This is a genomic window from Clostridiales bacterium, assembly GCA_014799665.1.
GTDB lineage: Bacteria > Bacillota > Clostridia > Christensenellales > Pumilibacteraceae > Anaerocaecibacter.
In genome coordinates this window covers 43,325-63,327 of the sequence record JAAVHP010000029.1, presented here as the reverse complement: position 1 = coordinate 63,327, position 20,003 = coordinate 43,325, and the positions used below count along the sequence as shown (strand labels likewise).

Sequence of the window (20,003 nt, the reverse complement as noted above, 5' to 3'; positions counted from 1 at the left end):
AAGATAGTTTCGTTCCGCAAAATATCGGTATGGAAAGCGTTGATCGCATATTAAATAGCTTCGCTACGCCGACGAACGTAGTCACGCATGATCTTACTTGCGGTGGGGCGCAGGGCGCATTGCTCGTTCATCCCGATCTGTCCGATTCGGCGACCGTGCGCGCAATCGTGTACGCGCTCAATAATCTCGATTGCAAGAGCGCGTCATTGGGCGATATAAAAAGCAGGGTGCTTTTGGAATACGATATAAACGTAGTGAGCGACACCGAGGAAGTCACGCACTGTCTTTTGTGCGGCGACGTTATTCTTTGCTTGGACGGCGAAACTAACTACGCGGTCATCAACGCGCGGTCGTACACCACGCGTGGCATTACTGAGCCGCCCGCTGAGACCGTCATGCGCGGACCGCGCGAAGGCTTTATCGAGGATATAAAAACAAATCTTTCGCTGTTACAGCGCAGGCTTAAAACGCCCGATCTTGCCATAGACAGGTTGGAGATAGGCAAACGGTCGCAGACCTCGGTCGCGGTATGCTATCTTAAATCGGTCGCGTCGGCTAAGATCGTTAAGCAGATAAAAAAGCGTCTGGAAGCTATCAATATCGACGGCGTGATAGACAGTCATTATCTCGTGCCGTACCTCGAAGAAAAACCGCTGTCGCTCTTTACTCAGGTCGGCGTGAGCGAAAAGCCGGATATCGTCGCGGCGAAAATGTTAGAGGGCAGGGTGGCGATTTTCGTAGACGGCACGCCCATGGTGCTGACGCTTCCGTTCGTTATGATAGAGGAGTTTCAGTCGGGCGACGATTATTACCAGCGCTCGACCTACGGCACGTTTATTCGCGTGCTCAGGTATTTGGGACTGCTGCTAGCAACGTTATTGCCCGCGCTGTATGTTGCGCTGCAAAACTATCACTATACGCTCATACCCGTGCGGTTCATGATAACGCTCATGACGGCGATAAAGGGCTTGCCGCTGTCGCCGCTTGCCGAAACGCTGTTCGTTCTTTTGTTGTTCGAGATCATACGCGAGGCGAGCGTTCGTATGCCGCGCGCCGTCGGTATGGCTATGAGTATAGTCGGCGCGCTCGTCCTCGGCGAGACGGCTGTAAACGCGGGCATAATAAGCTCGCCCGCGGTCATGATAACCGCGCTTAGCTCGATCGCGCTCTTTACCGTTCCCAACCTTATAGGTCCTATGAGCGTGCTTAGACTGCTTTATACGCTTATAGGCGGGCTGTGCGGACTGTTCGGGTTGATACTTGCCGTGCTGTTTACGCTGCACTACGTTTGCTCGTTGAACGGCTACGACGCGCCGTACCTCGCGCCGTTCGCGCCGCTTATTCCTTGTGATTTTAAGGACGCTATCGAGCGCACCGATCTTCCCAACATGAAAAAGCGTCCCGTCAGTATTCCCAATATGAACGGGACGAGACAGGGGAATTAGGAATTAAAGAGGTTTAATTTATAAGAGCCCTCATCCGTCGCTACGCGACACCTTCCCCAATTAGGGAAGGCTGAATGTGATACAGCTTGATTACTTTATGCCTTCCCCAAATGGGGAAAGTGGCAGCCGCTCCGTCGGCTGACGGATGAGGGCATTATTAATTTACAATTCCTAATTAATACATATGGATACGCAAAAGGACAAAAGCACAATCGAAACAAAACAAGCCACGGGCAAGCAATTAGTAGCGATAATATTCATGCTCGCCATGGCGACGAAAATGTTCATGCTGCCCATCATGCTCATTCAAACGACGGGGCGCGACGGGTATATAATAGTGGCTATCGGTGCGGCGATAGACCTTATCGCGCTCGGCGTGATACTCGTTGCTATGCACCTTGCGGGCGATACCGATTTCTTTACGCTTATATCGCGGTTGTTCGGCAAGGTGGGCGCGAAAATCATCGTTGCGATAATAGGGCTGTTCATGCTGTTCAAGCTGAATGTCGCAGTCGCCGAAATTCTGACCTTTTACGGCACTAACGTGTTTTCGGACTTCGACACCTCGCTTATGATAATAGTGCTGCTTGCGTTCTTTTGCGCGGTCGCCGTGCATACGCTGCGCGCGCTGTGCCGCCTTAACGAACTGCTCGTGCCTATCGTGACCGTGTGTCTTACCGTGCTTATCGTCATTGTTATAATGACGGGATTCGATTTGGGCAACGTGCTTCCCGCAGTGCGCAACGCCGATAAATTCAAGACGGGGCTTACCAACCACGCCGCGTGGTTGGGCGATTTTACGCCGCTGTTGCTGTTCGTGGGCAGATCCAAGATGAAGAGGTTTACGCCGCTGTTCGGCGCGGGCGCGGGAGTGCTCGGCTCGGCGGTCGCCGTGTTTTTTGCGCTCGTACTGAGCGCGGCGTTCGGCAACGTGCCTACGCTCATAGACAGCACGACCAACCTTTCGAGCATTTTGCAGTACACCATGGGCAACGTTTACGGGCGTATCGACATGATTTCGTCCATACTGTGGAGCATTGCGGTATTCGTGGAAGCGGCGCTGTTTTTCTATTGCACGGCGCGGTGCGTCGCGTTCGTGATCGGCAAAAACGCGCATATATTCATTGCGCTCGGGTTGTGCGTTGTGGTGTACGCCGTTCAGGTTTTCGCACTCGTCGACCCCGCAATTTTCGCGCTTGTGGTCGCTTCGCCCGCGTCGTCTATAGTGTCGCTCGTGTTCACCGTGGTGTTGCCAGCGCTCCTGCTCGTTGCGGCGATAGTCGATAAAACAAAGGGTAGCGCAAAACAAAAGATCAAGCCGAGGGAAGCTGTATGAAAGGACAAAAGAAGCTACTGATTTATAAAATTCTTCTGTTCGCGTTTGCGTTCTTTATAGCGTTCATGCCGTCGACGGCGACGCGGAGCAAAGAGGTGAACAGCCGCGTGATCGTGGAGATGCTCGGTATCGACGGCGGCGACGACGGTGTGTCGGTCACCGCGCAGTACATTATGCCAACCGAGCAAAAGGACGGCGCGAGCAAGGACACCGTAACGGTGACGGGCGACAGCCTTACGCTTGCGGTGGAAGCGTTGAGTACCGCGCTCGGGCGCAGAGCGGAGCTCGGGCATTGCTCTATGGTAGTGGTTGGCGAGAAAGCTACGCCCGAAATGCTGTCCGCGCTCATGACGGCGACCGACGTCACCGCCGACGTGTATATGACCGCGGCGGAAAAGGAAGCCAAGGACTTTGTGTCCGACGTTACCGAGTTCATGAAGAAAACGGGTGCGACCGACGCCGATTTTATTGCGTACGGCGTTAAGAAAGCGCACGTTGCGACGAACACGCTATTAAGCTTTTTATCGGACCTTAACGGCGCGTCGCATACCGCGTTCTTGCCCGTCGTCGAAATGTTAGAGGAAGGCGAGGGTGAAAGCGGTTCGGGCGGCGGAAGTCAGGGCGGCGGAAGCGGCGGACAGCAAGAGAGCAGCGGCGGCGAAGGCGAGAAAGGCGGCGGAAGCGAAGGCGGCGGTGAGAGCAAGCAAACAGGCATGAAGGTAGAAAAGCTCGCCGTGTATTCGAATAACGAACGCGTGGCTGTTTTGGACAAGGAAGCGGCGCGCGGCGTGGCGTGGGTGAGCGCGCCCATAGAAAAAGGCTTGCTCGTTGCCGACGTGGAGTACGGCGGAAAAACAGTCGAGGACGTTTCGGCGCGACTGCTGAAAAAGCACGTATGCGTTAAGATCGACAAAGAGCATAACATCGCGACCGTCGAGGTCAAAGCGGTAATCGAGCCGAACGGCGATAAGTTCAATACGCTGACGGCGATGGGCGGCGATATTGAGCAGGCGATCACTTCTGCGTTCGCGGAAAGCATAAAGACCGAGCTGAATAAGGCGTACGTCGACTCGCGCGCCGTCGGCTGTGACCCGCTGTTTATCGGCAGGGAGTTCTACCGCAAAGCGCCCGATTATTACGAAACGGAATATAATTTTTACGGCGTTAGCGTAGAGTTCAATATAGACGTTACGATAAAGTAGTAGGCAAAAATAATACTATTCGTTAAATTTCGTTTTGCGCTTGATTTACGAGTATGGCTATGCTATAATTAAAATATGTTTGACTTCAATAAGCGGAAAACGATAATAGCGATAATCGGGCTTGCCTTATCGATAGCGGTAATAGCAATATGCGCCGGATATAACGAAGAGGGAACGCTCAACGAGATTTCGGCGATCGGAGTAGTTTCGCGAGCGTTCCTGTCGTTTGGTATTGTGTTGTGCGCCTCATCGCTGTTTTTGATTTTCTTTGATAAACGATTGTCGTTGATGTTTTTCTGTTTGTTTTTCGTGTACGCCGTTTTGATTTTCTTCGTTAATTTAGCGGAAGCAGACATTGCGATCGTCGTTTTGGCTTTTATAGTTTTTGGGATAGGTTCTGTGTTTTGCATAGCAAGCTATAAACAACGAAAAGAGTATCTTTTCGGCATAAAAAATGAAAGTAAGCGGCAGAAGCTGGTTGAGCAGTTTCAAAAAGCTTTTGAAGAAGACGCGGAGATCAAGCAAAAAATAGCGTACGGTGAAAAATCAATTTTTCTCGACGGACGCAACGGTAAGATATATCAGGTCATTAAAACCGAAAAAGGCTACTACTTCCACGTAGTCGGAAGCGAATTGTTAAAGCTGACTTTTGATAAATTTATATATGATTTCGATCATTATTACTCTTATGCGAATAAGAATGACTTTACGGTTCCATACGATGATATTGACAGCGTAAAAGCGAAAATAAATGCCAATAGTTATATCGGGTATTTACCTGTTTTCGGTACGATTACAATCGGGCTCAAAAGCGGAAAGAAGAAAAAATACAATCTACATAATTTTATGGAACGCGAGTTGCTCGAAGGCTTTTTCGACGGCATAGAAATAAAAGAAAAAAAAGCGCGCGCCGACGAGGACGACGACCCGTCCGCTATCCCTGAAAACGGGCTTACGGTACTGCATAGATTAAGTATATTCTCGCTCGTTTTCGGTATATTTGTTTCGGCGTTTTTAAGCGTCTATTTCTTTTTTAATACGACGGCGACCGACCCGTATTTTACCGTTATTTGCGTGCTTGTAACGATAGAGCCTATTGTCGTGCAGTTGATATTTCCAAACTATGTTACGTTAAACGATTTTGGAAAAGGTGCGCCGATACAGCGAGGTAAAATTTCTTATTTGTTGCCCGCATTTTTATATCCCATGATATTTGCGTCAAAATGCTTGATTGTTGGTAGTAATCTGTTAGACTGTGACTATTTAAGCTTGTTTTTGTACTCGCTTATTCCGTTTGTCATGCTTCTCGGTATTTATTTTATATTCGGCAAGGAGTACAGAAAAAACAAGTGGATAATAGCGTACGTAGCAATAGCCATTGCGGTTTTCAGCGCTTGCGCGGTTTATAAAATCAATTTGGCTTTTGACTTCGGAGAGCCGCAAAAGGTTTCCTGTGCCGTTACGGATAAGCGTGTTTCGGGAAGCGGCGATAAAACCGATTACTATTTGACGATCGAGTATGACGGCAAAAGCAAGGACGTGAGCGTGGCGAAAAAAACGTATCAACTGTACGAAGCGGGGGATAGCGTAGTAGTGATGGAATATGACGGCGCGCTTGGCATAGAGTACGCATACCTTCCCGAAAACTACGAATGATTTTATCGAATACTTTTGCAAAAAGCTTGACAAGATAGATAAAAAGTATTATAATAACTAAGCTGAATTAAGCAAATCTGAGTTCGAGGAACGAAGGAGGTGTGAATATGGCAGTTATCCGCGTCGGAGAAAACGAATCGCTCGACAGCGCGCTCAAACGTTTTAAACGTAAGTGCCAAAAGGATAATATCCTTGGCGATATGCGCAAAAAGGAATACTACGAAAAGCCCTCCGTTAAGCGTAAGAAAAAGGAAGAAGCCGCTCGTAAGCGCTTCCGTTAATGCGGAACTTCCGATTAAGTTCGTGCGGCAATCTTGCTATCGATTTCCGCGCTGCGTGTAGATATATGTCGGGCACGTAGCGCCGCTACGAACCCACCATATATCTTTCGTATCGCGAAAATCGCTAACGCAATCTTGCTCGCGTCACTTAATCAGCAGTTCTAACCCATGTAAAATGAATTTTACTACGGTTTGGTCCGTAGCCTAAAATTATTTTCGCGGTGTCATCTGAAATCATGACGCCGCTTTTCTTTTGCAAAAATTATTGCGGGCGATTATTACACCACAATATATATTGCTCGGTTTTATCGAAAAACAACAGTATATTGTGACTACAAAATACCACAAAAAGCTACAAAAATTCCCATATAAAATCTCTTGACTTTTGACGATTTTTGATATTTAATGGGGATACATCTCTTTTGTTTATTTCGCCCGAGGTTGTGTCGGGGCATTGGAGGTTATATGAAAAGACACGACTTTATTGTAAAAACTATGGTTCAAACAGGGTTTCGCACCTCTCTTAAAGGTTTCGAGCAGTTCCGCAGGTGCGTAGAGCTTTATTCGGATGATCCGTCGGCGACTATCGAAAGCTTATATGAGCGTATTGCCGACGACTTTAATTGTACCAAAAGCTCGGTAGAGAAAAACTTGCGTCGGCTCTGTGAAAGCTCTGACGCAAGTTCTGCTATCGGTAGGTTATTCGGTATCGATTTCGTCGATACGGGCAATAAGGAAATAGTGTCTATGTTTTCTAACTACGTATCGCTCCAAAGCGACAGTTACAGCAAGTAGACGTTACAGCTTGTTCACTGCGCTTTTGAGCGTTTTGATCTGTCTGTCGAGTTCTTCGGCTGCGCAGCCGCCTAATGCTTTTCTCCGCGCGATCGCGCTCTTGGGCTGAACGGCGGCGAGTATGCCCTCGTCGAACAGCTCGCTGAACGAACGGTATTCGTCGAGCGTAAGCGATTGGAGCGTTTTGCCGCTGTTTACGCAGTACAGTACGAGCTTGCCCGTGACTTCGTGCGCCGAGCGGAAGGGGAGTCCTTTGCTCGCGAGATAGTCGGCGCATTCGGTAGCGCACGAGTGTCCGCCAGCCGCCGCGCTTTCGAGCCGTTCGCGGTTGAACGTGACCTTATCGACGAACGCGGTAAATACCTTTAAGGAGATTTCGAGGGTGTCGTCGGCGTCGAACACCGGCTCTTTGTCCTCTTGCATATCCTTGTTGTAGGCGAGCGGTAAGCCCTTCATTACGGTGAGCATGGCGACTAGATCGCCGACCACGCGCCCGCTCTTGCCGCGAAGAAGCTCGTTTACGTCGGGGTTCTTCTTTTGCGGCATGATGGACGAGCCTGTGCTGTACTCGTCGGGAAGAGAAAGGTAGCCGAACTCCTCGCCCGACCAGTACACGAACTCCTCGTTTATGCGCGAGAGGTGAAGCATCGCTTGTGCCGCGCACGACAGATATTCTATAACGAAATCTCGGTCGCTCACGCCGTCGAGCGAGTTTTGAGTAATGCCGTCGAACCCGAGTAGCTCAGCCGTGTATTCGCGGTCGATAGGGAAGGTCGTCGACGCGCACGCGCCGCTGCCGAGCGGGCAGAGGTTCACGCGCTTGCGGCAGTCCTTGAACCGCTCTATATCGCGCAGGAACATATTGGCGTAGGCGAGCAGGTAATGTCCGAGCGTTGTCGGTTGGGCCTTTTGCATATGCGTGTACGCGGGCATGGCGGTCGTTTTCTCGGCTTCCGCTTTATTGATAAGCGAAAGAACGAGCGACTTTAAAAGCCCCGTCGTGCGGTCTATCGCGTCGCGTACGTACAGCCTCAGATCGGTCGCGACCTGGTCGTTGCGACTGCGCGCAGTGTGTAGCTTTTTGCCGACGTCGCCGACGCGCGAAACCAGCTCGTTCTCGACGAAAGAGTGAATATCCTCGGCGTTTGCTACTTCGAGCTTGCCGCCCTCGATATCTTTAAGAATTTGTTCGAGCGCGGCGACTATTTTATCCGCTTCGCTTTGCGCGATTATGCCGCAGTGGGCGAGCATGGTGCAATGCGCTATCGAGCCGCTTATATCCTGACGGTACATAGTGCGGTCGAACGGCAGCGAGTCGTTGAAAAGCTCGGCTATTTCGTTAAGTTCGGCGGTGAACCTTCCGGACCATAGTTTCATGATAGATCCCTAATTATTTCTTGTTGGTCTTGTTCTTTTCGAGCATTTTGGCTCTGACTTTAAGCGGCAAGCCGAAAAGGTTGATAAAGCCAGCCGAATCCTTTTGATCGTAAACTTCGTCTGCGCCGAAGGTCGCGATATCCTCGTCGTACAGCGAGTACGGTGAGGTCATGCCCGCAGGCGTGATCTTGCCCTTGAACAGTTTGAGCTTGGTCGTGCCGGTAACGTATTCCTGCGTGCTGTCGACGAACGCGGACATTGCTTCGCGGAGCGGGGTATACCACTTGCCGTCGTAAACGAGTTCGGCGAATTTAAGCGCGATATGCTCTTTGAAATGCGCGGTGTCGCGGTCGAGCGTGATCTCTTCGAGGTTCTTGTGCGCTGCGTAAAGTATAGAGCCCGCGGGGTTCTCATACACGCCGCGCGACTTCATGCCGACTAGACGGTTTTCGACCATGTCATCGACGCCAACGCCGTGGCGCGAGCCGATCTCGTTGAGAACTTCTATAAGCTTGACGGGCGCGAGCTTTTTGCCGTTGACGGCGGTGGGAATGCCCTTGACCCAGTCGATGGTTACGTATTCGGCGGTGTCGGGGGTGTCCTTAATGGGCTTGCTTATGAGCAGCATTTCATCCTTGGGCTCGTTGGCGGGATCTTCGAGATCGCTGCCCTCATGCGAGAGGTGCCAAAGATTGCGGTCCATGGAATAGTTGTGCTTTTTGGAGACGGGAACGTCCAGTCCGCGCTTGACCGCATAATCGATCTCCTCGTCGCGCGACTTGATATCCCATATACGCCAGGGCGCGATTATCTTCATGTCGGGCGCGAGCGCCTTGATGGACAGCTCGAAGCGCACTTGATCGTTGCCTTTGCCGGTGCAGCCGTGGCAAATGGCGTCAGCCTTTTCCTTCTTGGCGATCTCGACCAAACGCTTGGCGATAACGGGGCGCGCGAACGACGTGCCGAGAAGGTACTTGCCCTCGTATACCGCGCCCGCCTTGATGGTGGGGAAGATGCAGTCGGTGACAAACTCGTCGGTAAGGTCCTCTATGTAGATTTTGGACGCGCCGCTCTTGATCGCTTTCTCGTTGAGCGGAGCGAGCTCCTCGCCCTGACCGACGTCCGCGGCTACCGCGATAACTTCGCAGTCGTAGTTCTCTTTGAGCCACGGTATGATTATGGTCGTGTCAAGACCGCCCGAGTACGCCAAAACAACTTTCATTTTTGCCATGATATTTTATCTCCTTGAATTGAGTTTTTAATTAATATATATTGTACAACAATTATCGAGAAATTGCAAATAGAATTTGTAATTAGAAATTAGTAATTAGGAATTGAGGACCGCTTCGCGGTGATTTAATATAACCTTAATTTCTAATTCCTAATTCACAATTCATAATTAGATTTTCATGTCGCCGAGCTTTATCCATTTCTTCTTACGCATAAGCTCCGATACGCCCAAGGCAACGGCGGCGGGAACGATAATATAACATACGAGAACGGCGATAAGCACGTACCACCACGCCATACCGTTTTCCAGCGAAGTTATGAAAGTATTGATAACGCCGACCAAGCCCGCAGTGCCCATGCCCGCGCCCGTCGCGTCGCACATTATGCCGAATGCCGCCGAAGCAAGCGGTCCCGCGACCGCGCTCGCAACGACTGCGGGAACGAGTATTCGCGGGTTTTTGCCGAGGTTGGGTATTTGCAGCATACTCGTGCCGATGCCCTGCGATACGAGCCCCGCCCAGCGGTTTTCGCGAAAGCTCGCGACGGCAAACCCGACCATGTGTGCACAGCATCCCGCGCACGCCGCCGCCGCGCCTATCTGCGCGTTAGCGGTAAGCTCGGGCGTGTTTATGAGCGACGAGCTGAATATCATTACGCCGAACGCCGCGCTCGAAGTGGGTAGGGTGAGAAGTAGTCCCATGATGACGGCAACGAGTATTCCGAACGAAACGGGCTCCCAGCCGATAGCGAGCGATACGGCTTTTCCAAGCAGTGCGAAAAGTATGCCGAACGGTATGCCGAGCGCGATCGCGCCGAGCGTGCCCGTAACTATCGCACATAGCGGCACTACTATAATATCGATAGGCGTTTTGCCCTCGACGTGGCGAGTGACCTCTATCGCCGTGACGGACGCAACGAACGCGCCGACGGGATCGCCTATACCGATAGTTGGGTTGGCGGACGCGCCGTAAATTTGGATTCCTGATAACGCAAATATATTGGTTATGTTCGCGCCGACCATGCCCGCGACCGCCGCCGAAAAGCTCGTCAGTTTGTTTGCTTTAAGACTGTGCGCAATGCCTACGCCGATGCCCGCGCCCATGATCATCTTGGCGACAGTGCCTATATAATACAGAAGATTGCCGAACCAGTTTTTGCCGATAAGATACCCGATCTCGCCGATGATCGTGCCGATTATGAGCGTGCAAAACAGCCCGAGCGCCATTCCGGAAAACGCCTGAATAAAATACCTGTTCGCAAAGTATTTTATAAATTCTTTAGCTGTTCGCTTTTGCTTAGGTGGCGAAATAGTAGGGGCTTCTTGCTCCGTCGTGCCGTCCGCTGTTTCAACCGCTTCTACAGCTTCGGCGGTTTCGGCTTGTTCATCGGTTTCAACGATTTCGAGCATAGCTTTTTATCCTTAATATATATTTGATTGAAGTATAACAAAATGTAATAGATAAGTCAATTAAAATCAGGGTGCGGGGCACAGGGGATAGGGTGCAGGGAACGACCGCCACGCGGCGGGTCGATTTAACCGTAATTTTTAATTTTTAACTTTTAATTTTCGTTTGACAAACATAGAAAAGGTATGCTATACTCTTATCGTACCTTTTTCTCGGGCCGCGCTCTCCACGCGGTACTGTGATAAAGGCGAATAAATTTTTGTCGGAGGATAAACATGGACAAACAGGTCAAGGCGGAAATCATCGCCAAGTACGCAACTCACGAGGGCGACACGGGCTCGCCCGAGGTTCAAATCGCGCTTCTTACGTGGCGCATCAACCACCTTACGGAACATCTCAAAACGCATCCGAAGGATCATCACTCGCGCCGCGGTCTTTTGCAGATGGTAGGCTCGCGCCGTAGCCAGCTCAACTACCTCAAAGAGATCGATATCGAGCGCTACCGTAGCTTGGTTGCTAAGTTAGAGCTTCGCAAGTAATCAACACACCGAGGGGCGTGCTTTTTCGCACCCCCTTGTTTTGTAATTAACAGGCATTATAATTATCAGGAGAAATATATTTTATGGATTGCAACGTTTTCCAAACCGAAATCGGCGGCAGAACGGTCACCGTCGAGACGGGTAAGTATGCGGGGCAGGCTAACGGCTCGTGCATTATCCGTTGCGGCGACACTGTCGTCATGACCAACGTTACCATGGCGGACGCGCCGCGCCCCGGCATGGATTACTTCCCGCTCGGCGTAGACTTCGAAGAAAAGCTGTACGCTATCGGCAAGATCCCCGGCAGCTTCAAGCGCCGCGAGGGCAGGGGCAGCGACAAGGCGATACTTACGTCCCGTCTTATCGACCGTCCTATCCGTCCGCTTTTCCCCAAGGGCTTGTTCAACGACGTATCGGTAGTCGCAACCGCTTTGTCCGTCGACACCAATATCCCTCCCGAAGTTTTCGGTATGCTCGGTAGCTCGATTGCGCTTTCGATCTCCGATATTCCGTTCATGGGACCTACGGGCTCGGTCGTAGTCGGCTGCGTAGACGGCAAGTACGTCATCAACCCCGATAACGAGCAACGCGCAAAGAGCACGATGCATGTATATGTTTCGGGAACGAAAGACGCTATCATGATGGTCGAAGCGGGCGCGCAAGAGGTATCCGAGGAAGAAATGCTCGGCGGTATCCTTTTCGCGCACGAAGAGATCAAGAAACAGGTCAAGTTCATTAACGATATAGTTAAAAAGGTCGGCAAGAAAAAGCTCGATATGGAGCTTTACCATATCGGCGAGGACGTCGATAAAGCGGTCCGCAAGTACGCCGACAAAAAGCTCGATAAAGCGCTCGACACATTCGACCGCACCGAGCGTCAGGCTAACCAGGACGAAGTCCAAGCCGACGTCATGGAGCACTTCAAAACGGAGTTCGAGGGCAGGGAACGCGAGATTGGCGATACTCTGTACTACATGACCAAGGAAAAGGTCAGAGCCAAGATTTTGGATAAAGGCGTGCGCCCCGACGGCAGAAAGACCACCGATATCCGCGATATTTGGTGCGAAGCGGGCGTTCTTCCTCGCACGCACGGCTCGGCGGTGTTCACCCGCGGTCAGTCGCAGGCGCTTTCCATCTGCACGCTCGGCACGTCGCGCGACGCGCAAAAGCTCGACAACCTCGACGACGAAGAAACCAAGCGTTATATGCACCAATACAATATGCCGCCGTACTCGACGGGCGAGGCTAAACCGCTTCGCGCGCCCGGTCGGCGCGAGATCGGTCACGGCGCGCTCGCAGAACGCGCGTTAGAGCCGGTCATCCCGAGCGAGGACGAATTCCCTTACACCATTCGCGTAGTGTCGGAGATCCTTTCGTCCAACGGCTCGACCTCGCAGGCGAGCGTTTGCGGCAGCACGCTGTCGCTTATGGATGCGGGCGTGCCCATTAAAGCGCCCGTTGCCGGTATCGCCATGGGTCTTATCAAGGACGAGGCCAAGAACAAGCTCGCTATCCTTTCCGACATTCAGGGCTTGGAGGACTTCCTCGGCGATATGGACTTCAAGGTAGCAGGTACGACCAAAGGCATTACCGCCATCCAAATGGATATCAAGATCAAGGGTATTGACGAACAGATTCTGCGCACCGCGCTCGAACAGGCGCGCGTCGGCAGACTGCATATCTTAGGCAAAATGCTCGAAGTTATCGACAAGCCCCGCGCAGAGCTTTCGCCGTACGCACCCAAAATCATTACGTTCAATATCGATCCCGATAAGATCGGCGACGTTATCGGCAAGTCCGGCAAGACGATCAACAAGATCGTCGACGAGACGGGCGTCAAGATCGACATCGAGGAAGACGGCAGAGTGTTCATTGCGGGCATAGACCAAGAGATGACCGCAAAAGCCAAAGAGATCATTCTCAATATCGTCAAGGATCCCGAGATCGGCGACGTATACGAAGGTCCGGTCGTTACCGTCCGCGACGAGCTCGGCGCGTTCGTAGAGCTTGCTCCCGGCAAGGACGGCATGATCCACATTGCCAAGCTCGGCAAGTACGTAGGCAAACGTCTTAACGCGGTAAGCGAAGTGCTCAAAGAGGGCGATACCGTAAAGGTCGAAGTCGTAAGCTTCACCAAGCAGGGCAAGATCGACCTCAAACTTTTGGACAAGCTTACGGGCGATCCTATTGAAAAAGCGCCCGAGGGCACCGAGGTCGAGGACGACCGTCCCCGTCGTCCCCGCGGCGACAGACCGCACGGCGACCGTCCGCGCGGCGGCAAAGGCGACAAGGGCGGAAGGGGCGAAAAGCCGCACCGCGAGAAAAAAGAAGACTAGTTTAAGTTAATTGGTGCCACGCCTCGCAAGCCCAAACGGCGTATTTCGGGCTATTTTGCCCCTTATGTCGCTTGACGTACCGTGTAGGTACGCCCGCGCTCCAAAAGTGTCAAACTATCTCCGAACTGCGGCGTTTGGGTGCAAGCAGTTTTTGGGTGCAGACTGTGGCGTCAGACAAGGAAAAGTGCACGCAGCTGTACTTTAATTGTACAGCAAGTGTGCTTTGACGCAGTATCACGGCTCAGTATGCCCCAAAAACCTTACGGGTGTGGCACCAATTAACTTTTTAATAACCATAAATCACCCCGATAACGAATATAAATATTGTCGGGGTGTTTTTATATGGTTAAGATAAGCAAGGCAAAATTTTTTCGCGTAGTTTTGGGTAATATAGTAATATGCGCCACGGTCGCCATGCTGTTGTTCGTAACGGTATCGGTCGGGGCGAGCAAGGCGGACGCGAGCTCGGGAACTCAACCCATATACTCGGGCAAGTCCGATACCAAAATATCGCTCATGGTCAACGTGTACTGGGGCACCGAATACATTGCGCCCATGCTCGAAACCTTCGGGCGGTACAATATAAAGACGACGTTTTTCGTCGGCGGTTCGTGGGCGGTCGGTAATGCCGAAACGCTCAAACAAATAGTGTCGGCGGGGCACGAGATAGGCAATCATGGGTACTTCCATAAGGACCACGCCAGGCTCGACGCCGCATATAATCGCAAAGAGATACAGTCTGCGCACAACGCGGTAAAGGACTTGGCGGGCGTGAACATGAATCTGTTCGCACCGCCGTCGGGCGCATTTTGCGGCGATACGCTGACCGTTGCGGAAGAACTCGGCTACCGAACCGTAATGTGGACGCGCGATACCATAGATTGGCGCGACCACGACGCCGAGCTTATATATAAACGCGCCGTTAAGAACGTTAAGGGCGGCGACCTCATACTCATGCACCCGACCGATTGTACGGTCAAGGCCTTGGAGCGCATTATCATTTCGGTATTCGCCGAAGGGCTTAGGATCGCGCCCGTGAGTGAGGTGCTGGACAGCAAAATATAATTAATAATTAAGGTTAAATAATGACGGTAAAAAAATACGAAAGCGGACTGACGGTAATAGTCGAACAAAACAGCGCGCTCCGTTCGGTAACGGCGGGGATAATGGTAGGCACGGGCAGCGCCTACGAAACGCGCGAGAACAACGGTATATCGCACTTCATAGAGCATATGCAGTTCAAGGGCACGACAACGCGCACGGCGAACGATATAGTGTCGCAGTTCGACCGCGAGGGTGCGGTGTACAACGCGTTCACGGGCAAGGAAAACACGTGCTTCTATTTCAAGTCGATCGATGAGCGCGTAGAGCAGTGCTTCGACATTCTGTGCGATCTCTTCCTGAATTCCACGTTCGAGCAAGCCGAGCTCGACCGCGAGCGCAAGGTCATACTCGAAGAGATAAATATGTCGCAGGACGAGCCCGACGGCGTTTGCTACGACGTGCTGTACTCTACGGCGTTCAAGGACGGCTCGCTCGGCATGGAAATTTTGGGCACTAAGGACAACGTCAAACGCTTTAACAAACCGGATATACTGGAATACAAAAAGCATAACTATTTGCCGAGCAATACTGCGGTGGCGTTCGTCGGGAACATAACGGAAGCCGCCGCGCTTTCGCTCGTCGAAAAGTATATGCCGAGCCTAATAAACGCGCCGTTCGTTACGCCGCGCAAGCAAACAGAGCAACCTATATACGACGGCTACGGCGAAGCGATACACGACTACGAGCAGTCCGAAATCTCGATAGCCTTCCCGTCGATAACGCTCGGCGATCCGCGCTCGGCTACGCAATCGGCGCTCGACTGCATACTCGGTAGCGGCATGAGCTCTCGCCTTTTCCAAAAGCTCAGAGAGCAAATGGGGCTTGTGTACAGCGTGTACACTTCGCCGTGGCTGGGCGCTACAAACGGTATGTTTTCGGTGTGCGCCAATGTGAACGTTAAGAACGTTACGGGCGCTGTACAGGCGATAAGAGCCGAAATTGACAGGCTGGTAAAGGATGGCGTGACCGACGAGGAAACCGAAAAGGCTAAAACGCAGCTAAAAGTCAACGCCATGTTCGGCAAGGAAAACCCAATGAACTATATGCTCGCGCTCATGCGGCGGCGGGTGATTTTGGGTATCGATTACGACCTCGACGAACTGCTTTCGCGCATAGAAAAAATTACGGCGAGCGATATAAACGCGCTCGCTCGCGAAATCTTCGCGCGACCCGCAATATTCGCTTACGCCGGTAAGAAGCCGCCCGAAAAGATCGACGAAATTTATAATAGGGGATAGTCAACCATGGATAACAATACGACCGAAAACGTAAACAAAGAGGACAAGCTCGACGTTCTGTTCCGTATGCAGGCGGGGCTTGACTCGTACATACGCGATAAGCGCAATCTCGATTTTTCGCGCGGCGAGTGGGTGTGCAAAAAGGCGCTCGCGCTCATGGTGGAGCTGGGCGAGGTGGTTGACGAAGCCAAGTATAAATGGTGGAAGAACCCCACCGAAATCGACGAAGCCAAACTTAAAGAGGAGATAGTCGACGTTTTGCATTTCTTCCTCGGTATGTGTATCGACGCCGGAATGACGGCGGACGAGCTGTTTGATATTTACCTTAAAAAGAACCAAGAGAACTACGACAGGCAAAACGGCTTGTCGAGCAAAAAGGGATATGAAGTAAAGTAATTTAGACAAGATTATTTTATTTTATTGCCTTAAAAGCCTTGAAAAGTCTACCTCGCTATGTTATAATATACTATGCGTAGAAGTATGCTATAGCATTTTTCCGAGGGATCGACAGTGGCTAAGAACAAGAATAAAAAGAGAAAAGGCAATGGAACGGGCAGCCACGACGTGTTAGGTATGAGCCTTATCGTCGTTTCGGCTTTTTTATTGTTATGTATCGTAATTAAACCCATACTCGGTGTTTTCAGCGAGGCTATTTTCGGCGTAATGCTCGGCGTATTCGGCATTGCGTCTTATCCCATGCTTTTGGGCTTGCTCATAACTGGTATTTTGTTGCTTAGATCCAAGCATATATCCATGCCGTCGACTAAAATGACGGTTTGTACAGTTCTTCTCGTATTGTTCGCGCTCGTTATCCTTCAACTTGCGACCACGCACGCGTTTTTGAAAGAGGGCTTCTCCGATTATATCGGGGATATTTATGCCGCCAAATATTCGGCGGGTGGGGTAATAATGGGCGTGATCTCGTTTGGACTTAAAGCGGCCATTACGGAGATTGCCTGCTACGTTGTGTTCTCTATTGCGATAATAGTCGTTGTGCTCGTCATGACCGACGCCGTAAACAGAATAAGAAACGGCAAGAAGAAAGCTCCCGAACCCGCGCCCGAGCCGTCTTACCGTGGCATGATGTCGGACGCTGAAGCGCGTCGAGTAATTCCCACCGTGCAGGCGGGGTTATTCGTCGGCACTATCGAGCCCAAAGAATCGAGATATACTACCGAGAGCGGAGTTGCATCCGACCTTCGTGAAGATAACAACAGGCGGGTGAGCGACTACGCGGAAACGCCTGTTATGACCGACGCTGCGACCGCGGAGAGCAGAAGTGCCGCCGCCAAAATGAAGCTTTACGGCGACGCCGACGCTATTAGACGCCAGTCCGCCGACGAGTTTAGAAACAACTCGGGGTTCGGCTACGGCGAACGTTCGTATAACGACGATTACAGCAGTCGGCAAGACCAGCCCACCGTTTTGTCCGAGCCGTACGTTCGCACCAACCGCGACGCAGAAGCTCAGGCGTACAGACAGGCACAGGCGCAGGCGCGCTCGGCTCAGCCCGATATGCCGCGCCGTATCGACTACGACGGACCGCCGGATAATTTTACGGAAGTATACTTCCCCATAGACAAGCATTTCGACTTCAACGACGAGGGTATAGTAAACGCCGCAACGGACGGAGATATCAAATCAACGCTTCAAGCTCATGCAGAAGAGCAGTTGCAGCGCGACGTGGATATAATCGAGGCGTGGCATAAGCCCGCGGAGCGTCAAGCCCCGCCGCCGCCCGTGTTCGACGTGCCTCCTCGGCGCGAAACGTTTGAGCCTGTTGAAAAGATAATCGACGCGTCTGATCCCGTTTCGAAGTTGCAGCCGTCGATGGACGACGCGCTTATAAGCTCGCTCGATACCGGCTTTGCGCCCGAACCCAAGGTTTACCCGCTTGAAAGCGAAAAGTTCAAGCAGGACGATATTATCGATGCGTTCGAGGTAAAGGGCAGGTTTATTTCGTCCGATCCCGAGGACAAGTTCGTAGCGGACGAGGATGACGAGCGCGAGGAAATACTCGACGGCACGACGGCAACGCCCATTACTTCAATTGAACAAAAATTCGGTGGATCGAATCCTTTTGCGACAGATCCGCGCGAAAAAGAGGTCTTGTCTGACGATATCATTACGGGGGGAAGCTCGCTCAAAATCGTTGACGGCCCTGCCGTAGATCTCACCGAGCGCCGTGACAATGTGAGCGATATAATAAGCGGCGAGGACCTTTCGGGTATGTATATCACTACAGACGATATTCCCGAAGAACCGGTTAAGCCTGTTGCCGCGCCCAAACGCGCCAAGAGCAACGCTCCGCTCGAAAATCAAATGTCCATTGACAACTTACTCCAAGATCAAGCGCAGACCTCGGTCGTAGCCAAGGACGAGCGTAGGTATAAAACTTATACGTTTACTCCGCCGCCGATTGATTTATTGAAGGAATACGAAAAACAGGACGATTCGCCCGAGGAGCTCAATGCCAAAAAGGTTATCTTGGAGCAGGTCGTTTCTAACTTCCTTAAAGTTCAAGTAACCGTTACTAATATCGTTCCGGGCCCGCAGGTCACGCGGTACGAGATCGACGTGCCGAGCGGCACTTCGGTCAAGGGTATAGAAGGGCTCTCTACCGATATTGCGTACGAGCTTGCGTGCAGTAGCGTGCGCGTGGAAGCGCCTATACCCAATAAGCGCGCCGTCGGTGTAGAGGTGCCTAACAGGAACAAGGCTATCGTCGGCTTGCGCGAAATAGTTTCATCAACCGCGTTCAGCAAGCCCAAGTCACCGCTGGTGTTCTCGGTAGGAAAAGACCTCGGCGGCGATATAGTGGTTTGCGATCTGGAAAAGGTTCCGCATCTTCTTATCGCGGGTCAAACGGGTAGCGGTAAGAGCGCGGGCTTGAACAGTCTTATTACAAGTCTTTTGTATAAATCCAGCCCTGACGATTTGAGGTTTATTCTTATCGACCCCAAACGCGTCGAGTTCAGCAAGTACCGCGGTATGCCGCATTTATTGTTCGAAAAGACGATAAGCGAGCCTAACGACGCGCTCAACGCGCTCAAATGGGCTGCGGGCGAAATGGACAGACGATTCACCGTTATGGCTAAGTATTCGTGCAGCAAGCTGTCCGAGTACAACGCTCTGCCCGAGGTTACGAGCGGCAAGATAGACAAGCTCCCGCATATTGTTATTATTATCGACGAGCTTGCAAACCTCATGCAATCGCAGGTTTCGGGCGAGATCGAAAACAGAATAAGCCAAATCGCGGCGCTTGCTCGGGCGGCGGGCATACACCTTATCGTCGCTACTCAGCGCCCGTCTGCGGACGTCATTACGGGTACGATAAAAGCCAACCTTACCAGCCGTATCGCGTTTGCGGTTAAGGATGCGACTAACTCGCGCATTATCATTGACGAGGTCGGTGCGGAAGCGTTGCGCGGCAACGGCGATATGCTTTACTATCCGCAGGACGCCGCGGCGCCCCGTCGTGTTCAGGGCTCGTTTGTCGACGGCCCCGAAATTCTTACCGTCGTCAACTATCTCAAAGAGCATTATGAATGCGACTTCGATACCGAAGCCGAGCAGTTCGTTTGTGGCGGTTCCAAGGACGGTAACGGTGCTGTCGGCGGCAAGGACAGCGGCGGCAGTAACGAGCCCGATATCGATCCGTATGCCGAGCGCGTTATGGCGCTCGCGCTTAAAACCAAGCAGATATCCGTTTCGGTCGTCCAGCGCAGGTTCTCTATCGGCTACGCCCGTGCGGCGCGTATTATCGACAGCATGGAAGATAACGGCTTTATAGGCCCCTCCACCGGCAATAACAAGCCGCGCGACGTACTAATGACTGTTGAGCAGTATAAGGAAATGTTCGGTCACGCTCCCGACGATAATTGACGGCGTATGCATCGGCGGATACGGGCTACGCAGCCACAGGCTGATTTGTAGCAATCATGACACAGCTTCGAGGTGAGCGACAAATCAAGGAGCGTGCAACATTTGGTTGCCTCGGTCATGTGGGTGGGTCTGCACTCCCTTCGCGTGCGTGTCAACTGTTACCCGTCTGCGCC

The 20,003-nt window shown here is 51.8% G+C and carries 15 protein-coding genes; 12 read left to right on the top strand and 3 right to left on the bottom strand.

Annotated features, from left to right (window positions below):
• Positions 1-29: 29 nt before the first annotated feature.
• The 6 genes from HDT28_09230 (at position 30) to HDT28_09205 (ending at position 6,715) form a co-directional block, all read left to right on the top strand.
• Positions 30-1,445, top strand: a complete 1,416-nt coding sequence (locus tag HDT28_09230; protein MBD5132746.1) for a spore germination protein — start codon at positions 30-32, stop codon at positions 1,443-1,445.
• Positions 1,446-1,629: 184 nt separating this feature from the next.
• On the top strand, positions 1,630-2,781 hold the full coding sequence (locus tag HDT28_09225) for a GerAB/ArcD/ProY family transporter (protein MBD5132745.1): 1,152 nt from the start codon (positions 1,630-1,632) through the stop codon (positions 2,779-2,781).
• On the top strand, positions 2,778-3,983 hold the full coding sequence (locus HDT28_09220) for a hypothetical protein (protein ID MBD5132744.1): 1,206 nt from the start codon (positions 2,778-2,780) through the stop codon (positions 3,981-3,983). Before HDT28_09225 ends, HDT28_09220 begins: the two co-directional genes overlap by 4 nt.
• Before the next feature lie 75 nt (positions 3,984-4,058).
• Positions 4,059-5,639: a hypothetical protein gene (locus HDT28_09215; protein MBD5132743.1), complete on the top strand. Its 1,581-nt coding sequence runs from the start codon at positions 4,059-4,061 to the stop codon at positions 5,637-5,639.
• A gap of 107 nt (positions 5,640-5,746) precedes the next feature.
• Positions 5,747-5,920, top strand: coding sequence for a 30S ribosomal protein S21 (locus HDT28_09210; protein MBD5132742.1), 174 nt, complete (start codon positions 5,747-5,749; stop codon positions 5,918-5,920).
• 465 nt (positions 5,921-6,385) lie between these two features.
• Complete coding sequence (locus tag HDT28_09205) at positions 6,386-6,715, top strand: hypothetical protein (protein ID MBD5132741.1); 330 nt, start codon at positions 6,386-6,388, stop codon at positions 6,713-6,715.
• A gap of 3 nt (positions 6,716-6,718) precedes the next feature.
• Here the strand turns inward: HDT28_09205 and argH are convergent, their stop codons facing one another.
• The 3 genes from argH to HDT28_09190 form a co-directional block, all read right to left on the bottom strand.
• On the bottom strand, positions 6,719-8,092 hold the full coding sequence (argH, locus tag HDT28_09200) for an argininosuccinate lyase (protein ID MBD5132740.1): 1,374 nt from the start codon (positions 8,090-8,092) through the stop codon (positions 6,719-6,721).
• A gap of 13 nt (positions 8,093-8,105) precedes the next feature.
• Complete coding sequence (locus HDT28_09195; GenBank protein ID MBD5132739.1) at positions 8,106-9,323, bottom strand: argininosuccinate synthase; 1,218 nt, start codon at positions 9,321-9,323, stop codon at positions 8,106-8,108.
• Between the two features lie 168 nt (positions 9,324-9,491).
• Positions 9,492-10,547, bottom strand: a complete 1,056-nt coding sequence (locus HDT28_09190; GenBank protein MBD5132738.1) for a PTS sugar transporter subunit IIC — start codon at positions 10,545-10,547, stop codon at positions 9,492-9,494.
• A 456-nt stretch (positions 10,548-11,003) separates the two neighbouring features.
• Here HDT28_09190 and rpsO point away from each other — a divergent pair, with 456 nt between their 5' ends.
• The 6 genes from rpsO to HDT28_09160 all read left to right on the top strand — a co-directional run bounded on the left by rpsO (position 11,004) and on the right by HDT28_09160 (position 19,830).
• A complete protein-coding gene (gene rpsO, locus HDT28_09185) occupies positions 11,004-11,267 on the top strand; it encodes a 30S ribosomal protein S15 (protein ID MBD5132737.1) in 264 nt (87 codons plus the stop codon).
• An 83-nt stretch (positions 11,268-11,350) separates the two neighbouring features.
• Positions 11,351-13,603 (top strand): polyribonucleotide nucleotidyltransferase, encoded by a 2,253-nt coding sequence (locus HDT28_09180; GenBank protein MBD5132736.1) that lies wholly within the window; start codon positions 11,351-11,353, stop codon positions 13,601-13,603.
• Positions 13,604-13,945: 342 nt separating this feature from the next.
• Positions 13,946-14,668, top strand: coding sequence for a polysaccharide deacetylase family protein (locus HDT28_09175; protein MBD5132735.1), 723 nt, complete (start codon positions 13,946-13,948; stop codon positions 14,666-14,668).
• 20 nt (positions 14,669-14,688) lie between these two features.
• A complete protein-coding gene (locus HDT28_09170; protein ID MBD5132734.1) occupies positions 14,689-15,945 on the top strand; it encodes an insulinase family protein in 1,257 nt (418 codons plus the stop codon).
• Positions 15,946-15,951: 6 nt separating this feature from the next.
• The gene (locus HDT28_09165; protein MBD5132733.1) at positions 15,952-16,341 is read left to right on the top strand and encodes a dUTPase; all 390 of its coding nucleotides are present in this window, start codon (positions 15,952-15,954) and stop codon (positions 16,339-16,341) included.
• Between the two features lie 114 nt (positions 16,342-16,455).
• Positions 16,456-19,830 carry a DNA translocase FtsK gene (locus HDT28_09160; protein MBD5132732.1) on the top strand — a complete coding sequence of 1,125 codons (3,375 nt, stop codon included), beginning with the start codon at positions 16,456-16,458 and terminating at the stop codon, positions 19,828-19,830.
• Positions 19,831-20,003 lie beyond the last annotated feature (173 nt).

Excerpts from the sequence above, each read along its gene's own strand:
- HDT28_09215 (MBD5132743.1), top strand. The coding sequence starts at position 4,059 with ATGTTTGACTTCAATAAGCGGAAAACGATAATAGCGATAATCGGGCTT.
- HDT28_09170 (MBD5132734.1), top strand. The coding sequence starts at position 14,689 with ATGACGGTAAAAAAATACGAAAGCGGACTGACGGTAATAGTCGAACAA.
- HDT28_09230 (MBD5132746.1), top strand. The coding sequence starts at position 30 with ATGGAAAGCGTTGATCGCATATTAAATAGCTTCGCTACGCCGACGAAC.
- HDT28_09205 (MBD5132741.1), top strand. The coding sequence starts at position 6,386 with ATGAAAAGACACGACTTTATTGTAAAAACTATGGTTCAAACAGGGTTT.
- rpsO (MBD5132737.1), top strand. The coding sequence starts at position 11,004 with ATGGACAAACAGGTCAAGGCGGAAATCATCGCCAAGTACGCAACTCAC.
- HDT28_09180 (MBD5132736.1), top strand. The coding sequence starts at position 11,351 with ATGGATTGCAACGTTTTCCAAACCGAAATCGGCGGCAGAACGGTCACC.
- HDT28_09210 (MBD5132742.1), top strand. The coding sequence starts at position 5,747 with ATGGCAGTTATCCGCGTCGGAGAAAACGAATCGCTCGACAGCGCGCTC.
- HDT28_09165 (MBD5132733.1), top strand. The coding sequence starts at position 15,952 with ATGGATAACAATACGACCGAAAACGTAAACAAAGAGGACAAGCTCGAC.
- argH (MBD5132740.1), bottom strand. The coding sequence starts at position 8,092 with ATGAAACTATGGTCCGGAAGGTTCACCGCCGAACTTAACGAAATAGCC.
- HDT28_09225 (MBD5132745.1), top strand. The coding sequence starts at position 1,630 with ATGGATACGCAAAAGGACAAAAGCACAATCGAAACAAAACAAGCCACG.
- HDT28_09175 (MBD5132735.1), top strand. The coding sequence starts at position 13,946 with ATGGTTAAGATAAGCAAGGCAAAATTTTTTCGCGTAGTTTTGGGTAAT.
- HDT28_09195 (MBD5132739.1), bottom strand. The coding sequence starts at position 9,323 with ATGGCAAAAATGAAAGTTGTTTTGGCGTACTCGGGCGGTCTTGACACG.
- HDT28_09190 (MBD5132738.1), bottom strand. The coding sequence starts at position 10,547 with ATGGCGCTCGGGCTGTTTTGCACGCTCATAATCGGCACGATCATCGGC.
- HDT28_09220 (MBD5132744.1), top strand. The coding sequence starts at position 2,778 with ATGAAAGGACAAAAGAAGCTACTGATTTATAAAATTCTTCTGTTCGCG.